This window comes from Borreliella carolinensis, assembly GCF_032595855.2.
Classification (GTDB): domain Bacteria; phylum Spirochaetota; class Spirochaetia; order Borreliales; family Borreliaceae; genus Borreliella; species Borreliella carolinensis.
In genome coordinates this window covers 24561-30610 of sequence record NZ_CP179459.1, presented here as the reverse complement: position 1 = coordinate 30610, position 6050 = coordinate 24561, and the positions used below count along the sequence as shown (strand labels likewise).

General features: G+C 28.0%; 7 protein-coding genes. 1 reads left to right on the top strand and 6 read right to left on the bottom strand.

The window, feature by feature from the left end; genetic code table 11:
• From QIA46_RS05850 to QIA46_RS05830, 5 genes are all read right to left on the bottom strand, one after another.
• Nucleotides 1-1353, bottom strand: a complete 1353-nt coding sequence (locus QIA46_RS05850) for a PBSX family phage terminase large subunit (RefSeq protein ID WP_418905992.1) — start codon at nucleotides 1351-1353, stop codon at nucleotides 1-3.
• A complete protein-coding gene (locus QIA46_RS05845; RefSeq protein WP_418905991.1) occupies nucleotides 1350-1916 on the bottom strand; it encodes a DUF603 domain-containing protein in 567 nt (188 codons plus the stop codon). The genes QIA46_RS05850 and QIA46_RS05845 overlap by 4 nt, the downstream gene beginning before the upstream one ends.
• Nucleotides 1917-2095: 179 nt before the next feature.
• The gene (locus QIA46_RS05840) at nucleotides 2096-2623 is read right to left on the bottom strand and encodes a DUF643 domain-containing protein (protein ID WP_012621345.1); all 528 of its coding nucleotides are present in this window, start codon (nucleotides 2621-2623) and stop codon (nucleotides 2096-2098) included.
• Nucleotides 2624-2813: 190 nt separating this feature from the next.
• Nucleotides 2814-3818, bottom strand: coding sequence for an ErpC protein (locus QIA46_RS05835; RefSeq protein WP_418905990.1), 1005 nt, complete (start codon nucleotides 3816-3818; stop codon nucleotides 2814-2816).
• Nucleotides 3819-3845: 27 nt separating this feature from the next.
• Nucleotides 3846-4412: an Erp family outer-surface lipoprotein gene (locus tag QIA46_RS05830; RefSeq protein ID WP_418905989.1), complete on the bottom strand. Its 567-nt coding sequence runs from the start codon at nucleotides 4410-4412 to the stop codon at nucleotides 3846-3848.
• Between the two features lie 430 nt (nucleotides 4413-4842).
• Here QIA46_RS05830 and QIA46_RS05825 point away from each other — a divergent pair, with 430 nt between their 5' ends.
• Entirely contained in the window at nucleotides 4843-5619 is a 777-nt protein-coding gene (locus QIA46_RS05825) for a site-specific integrase (RefSeq protein ID WP_418905988.1), read from the top strand.
• A gap of 5 nt (nucleotides 5620-5624) precedes the next feature.
• On the opposite strand, the gene QIA46_RS05820 is transcribed toward QIA46_RS05825, so the two are convergent.
• Nucleotides 5625-6050, bottom strand: coding sequence for a DUF261 domain-containing protein (locus QIA46_RS05820; RefSeq protein ID WP_418905987.1), 426 nt, complete (start codon nucleotides 6048-6050; stop codon nucleotides 5625-5627).

Below are 6050 nucleotides of genomic sequence, written 5' to 3'. Positions count from 1 at the left end.
TTACAAAAATCTTTGATTGCCAAAGTGAACACTTCTCTCTCTATATCCTAAAGACAACATCAAATATGCTGCGGATATTGCATCAAGAGCGTCATCATGGGTTTTGCTATCCCCCTTATACGAATAAATATCATTAAATACAGAAGAACTGCTGTATTTCGTAATGTAAAGTTTTTTGTAAGTAAACGGCGTAATTAACGTTGTTATTCTGCTAAATTTATTAGACTTTGGTTTAACTGGGGTAATTCTAAAATAATGACTCATATTTTTCCTAAGTAGCACGTATTCACGGGTCAATGCACCAGCACCTTTTGTATTGTCTCTATCCTCTAAATACAGTGTATGTACATTGAAATTTTCTAAAACGGTCTTAACCATATTCATAATATACGGGTCATTGGCTGGTCGTTGATCTTGAAATACAAAAGCATAATACTTATCATCAACTCGCTCCATAACACATAATGCTGTGTTATCCCCATCAACACTAAATGCTGGGTCTAAGTATGCTATTGGGCTAGTAAACACATAATCATCAGTAATATTTATTTGTGTAAAAATTGAATCTGTGCTTGCTATCCATTCTCCTAGCAAAACTCTTGCTTTATATGATGGTATATCTTTATATAGCTTTTCTTGTGTTTCTATAAATCCTTTACTAAGTAGAACATTGTCATAAGTTGTAAAATTATATGTCTTAAAAGTTGCTATATTGTCAATATAATCGGTTTTAAAATAGTGCTCTGGATGATCAGGATTAGTATCAAAAATAATGGTTTCTTGTCCACAACGTAGTCTTTTTAAGACTTCCTCTAAAGTTTTCTTATGCAAAGTTGTAGCCTCATTCACAAAAATGAGTGCCGAATTACTTCCTCTAAATCTTTCAAAATCACTTGCCTTATCTCCACCGTATAGATTAATTCGCAGTGAATCAATCAGAATATATGAATTATTTGTATGTCTTGGAATATAAGGAATTTTAAGAAGTTTGCATAGCTTTTCAAATTGTCCCAAAACATTAACTTCAACTGAACGTTGTGAATTCCCAATAATGAAATTATTCGTATCACTTGAGTATAACTTTTTATTTTTAATTAAACTTTTGAGAAAAAGATAACATGCAAGATACGTCTTGCCGCTAGCTATACCACCGCTAAGTATAATCTTTTTTTCATTATTCTTTTGAATGCTTTTTATTATATTCTTTTGCTTTAAAGTTAATTGTTTTTCTTCAAATTTATCAAAATCAATTGAATAAGTTGTTAGCTTTATAAATTGTGATATGTCAACTCCATATTTATTTTTGTATTCCTTTTGTAGTGTTGTAAAAAATTTTGTTTGATATAAGTTCACTTGTGCCCTTTACTATTTTTATAGTTGTTTTTGCTTTCAGTCCCGTGAAGCGTAGCAAGTTTTTTCATACATTCATAATAAAGCTCCATTTCTCTTATTGAATATTCCTTTACATATTCATTAAGTTCACTTTTCAAAGAATTAATTTCTTCATTATCAACTAACTTATTTTTTTTATTACTTGCTTTATTTAATGCATCAATTTCGTTTCTTAAATTTTCTATTTTAGTACGTATGCTAACAAGCTCAACACCAAAATATTGTTTAAATGAACGTATAAACCCTAATTCTAAGTTAGCCCGTTCTAAATTTAATTCGCTTATAACTTTCCTAGCGTTAACTTCTGATTTAAAAGTTTGTGATAAAAGGTGCTCAAAAGTATCTTCACTAATTGATAATCTAGATTCCTCGTTAACAGAACTTTCTCCACTTTCCCATTTTCGCCTCATCCTCCACACATTCACCTTAGAAACTCCTAATTTAGCTGCTATTTCTCTATCATTTAACAATCCTTCTCTAAAATATGCAACATAATCATCAAAAGATCTTTTAACCTTTTTCAAAAAAATCCTCTAAAATAACAAAATTAACAACTTGTTACTCTAAATAGTAAAGCAATTTGTTAATTGTTAACATTAACTATTATCTTATTAATATCTATTGACAGATGTTTGATATTTATCGACTTTTATTGACTTATAAATAGCAATTAACTAATTTATTGAATTTTGGAATAACCTGATTATACTAATTTGGAAAAATCTTTTATTGTTTTCAGAAGATACTTCCTTGTGCAAATTCCCTTATCATAATAGTGCATGATTATAAATAGTATCTCTACAAAGTCGAGAACCACATTTATTGATTCTCGTTCTGGATCTTTATTACCAATCTCCTCCATAATATTAGAAACAATCCTCAAAAACCGGGTAGAATACTTCTCACCCATCTTTTCCAAACATTTTTCTAGCATTCCTTTCTTGTAGCTACAATCAAACTTCCTATTTTGGAAATTTTTATACTTTTCTATTATATGCTTATCTTTCAGAACGTCTTTAATAAAATTTTTTGCAGGATCTACAATATCATCTACGATTTCATCAATACTTTTTCCAGTTTTTCTTTTGTATTCTTGTATTGATACAAAACCTCTATAAAAATCCTTTTTTTGTTTCAGAGTTAATTGTTTAACTCCATAAAGTTTGCTTATTTCCTTTTTTGTGTCCGGACTCAAGCAATCATAAAAATCTGAAATCTCATTTATATACATCATAACTCTAGAGAGTATATAAATAAACAATATTTTTAACAATAGTTTTTGGCATTTTTTGAATAAAAACTTTAATAGAAAACATTACTATATTCATAACAATGAAATCTATAAAAAAATAACAGCTATTATTTCTCAAACTAGCTGTTATTTTGTATATACAAAATTTAGTTACATTTAAAATTCTTTATCAATATGAATTACTCTCATCGATGTATTCTTTAATTGTTTCAAAATTATCTTTATCTTCAAGATATTTTTTAACTTCTTCTAATTTTGATTTTAGTTCGGTTAATTCGGAACTAATTTCGCTAACATTTACATTTTCTTTTAAATCGGGTTCTTTCTCGACACCAGTATGTGGTTTATTGCCCTCATTTAATTTATTTCTTAATTTATCTCTAGCATTACTTAGTTCTTCCAGCAATTTCCCTAATCCTTCTTCTTCTGATTCCTCTTCTAAATCTCCCCAAGTTGTTCGTATAGAATTTTTACCATCGACGAAATCATCATATACAGGCCCTGTAACTTCATCTATAACTTCTTGTGCTCCTACAATTGTTTTACTATTTATATCATCAACATCCGTATTTATTTCATCTATTTTGTCTGTAAGTGTTTTAATTTTGTCTTTAACTTTCTTTTCTTCTTCTTGTTTTTGTTGTTCTTCTCTTTCTTGTTCTTCTTTAGCTTTTTTTTCTGCTTCTTCTTTGACTTTTCTTTGTTGCTCTTCTTGTTGTCGTTTTTGTTGTTCTGCTGCTTCTCTTTCTCTTTTTTCTTTTTCTACTTTAGCCTTTCCCTCTACCTCTTCTTTTTCTTTCCCTTTTTCTTCTTCAACTTTAGCTTCAGATTCTTTTGCTTGTTCTTTTTGTTGACCACCATTTTGTTCTGCTACTTTTACTGCTAGTACCGGCGTATTAGCATGATCACTTGCAGGCAATGCTGGTGGCGGATTTAATACACTGTTATTAGGATCATCGCCCTGCATCATATCTTCTTCTTGTAATTTTTTTACTACTTCATCTACTTTTGGACCACTTGAAGTAATTTTATCTTTTGTTGGATCTAAAGCCTTATCTAAAAATCCTTTAATTTTCCCTTCTGCATTTTGTTTTATATCTTTACTCGTTGCAAAATTCTTGCAAGAAATTATCAGCACAAAAACTGCACAAATAATCAATGTTTTTTTATTCATATACGCTCTCTCCTATATTTCTAACTTCTATTTTAAATTTTTCTTAAGTTCTCCTAATGATATTGCATATTCAGCAACTTTATCTGCTGAATTCTTAATTTTATCTCCTAAAAATGTAATATATTCAGATTCATCAATTTTTTCTATCTTTGTTATTATATCTTTATTTTTGATACCATTCGTAGTACTTTGTTCATTCTTATATCCATAATACAAACTAGCTTTAAATGTTCCCCCTTTAGTCATTGCTTTTACAAAGTTATTAACTTCTTCCTCTTCTAATGAAAAGAATGTAGAAGCATGTCCTCCTCCTTGATTATCATTATTTAAGCCTGTTTCAATACCATCTTTTTCTTTTATTACAACTAAAGTTCCCAAGTCTTTCCAGTTGCTATTATTATCTTTATTTTTAATTTTTACAGTAAATTTAGAGAATTCTATTTTTTTAACTTTTGGCTCACCACTATTTTGCTGATCATATAAAGTATGATTTATCTCATCATTACTTTGCCCATCATATAAAGTATGATTTTTACAAGAACTTATCAAAACAAAAACAATATAAATAATAAATATTTTTATTTTTTTATCCATAATTTACTCCATAAGTCCTAATCTTATCACAACGCCTAATAATTGCAATATTTCAAAGATTTAAATATCTAATTTTGTTACATTCAGCTGTTACATATTAACAAAACGAAAATGTAATTTTAACCAACTCGCCAAAATCTCTCCATTGCAAATGCCCTACTCATTACAAAAGACTACAAAACACATACAAATTAAATTTCAAAGTCTTTGCTATATATCAGCTAAAGTATATAGTCTTTCTTAGCCGACACTCTCAAAAACTGCCCATTCTGTTTATCACAGCCACACTACAACCTAAATTTCGCTTGCAATGAGAACATCCAAAATTTGACTAAAATTTTTTGTTTTTGATACAATATAAATTACATTTTTCATAAATTTTTATTACTTTTACTTTACTTAAAAGTAACGCTTATAAGGAGAGGATTTTATGGATACTAATAATTATTTTAATTTAAATAATTTGGGTATAGATTTTATGCTTAACCTGGTAAAAAACTATCAAAATTTACTAAATGAAAACAAAATTCTTAAAAATTCACTCGAAAATTCATCTAAACCAAAGAAAAAATCTTCAAAACCAACTCCTAAATTTTATTTAACCCCAAAAATTAGTAAAACAATTGAAAAATGCGTCAAAACATTAAAACAAATTGACCCAATTTCTGGTTGGTTTCTACATCTACTTGCAATAAGTGGCTGCAGGGGTGCAGAACTTCAAAAAGTAAAAATGCAAGATATTACTCCCCTATTAAATAAAACTGGAGAAACTTTTTACAATATAAAAGTAAATATTGCTAAAAAAAGAAATGTTACTTGTATTAGGGAAATTATCATTAATTCTGAAGAATTCCAAGCTATTCAATCCGCTCACGAAAATTATTTTAATGAAAAAAATCTTGACTCCCGGCGTACTTATCTTTTCCAAAAAACTAAACATAAATTTAAAGATAATCAAATTGATATTATCAATATTTCTAGAAAATTTAAAAATCTTCTCAAAAAATCAGGATTTCGTGCTAATAAATCGCTTCATTTATTTAGAAATTTGTTTATTTCATATTTAAAATCTAATGGTTATAATTCTTTCCAAATTAAAGAGCTTATGAAATATCATTCAACTTCCGAAATTGATAATATCTACGGACTCTCTGCTGCTAATAAAATTCACGCTTATAAATGCATGAAAAATAACCTTAAACTTTAGTAAAACTATTTCAGTTTAAATATACGTTTTGAAGTTACTTTAAATACTTTTCCTCGGGGTTTCAAGTCAAGTGAATCATATAATATTTCTTTATTTTTTGTTGCTATAAAGTGATACCCATTAACCTTATCGATTTTAACTTCACTTATTTCAAATTCATTTGCTGCACCCAAATAATTTGAAGACTCATATCTTACACTACTTCTAATCCCATAGTAATTAAGTATCATACATGGATTCATAATAAAACAATTACTCTTAATATAACCAAGTCCTATAAATCTATAATACGCTGTATTTATTTCATAAGCATTAAATTCACGTTTCTTAAATAGACTTGTATAATAATGCAGACACAAAAAGTAACAACCCCATTTTTGTATCTCTGGTCTTAAGGTTCTATTGTTTTGTTTTATTTTATTAATAATCAT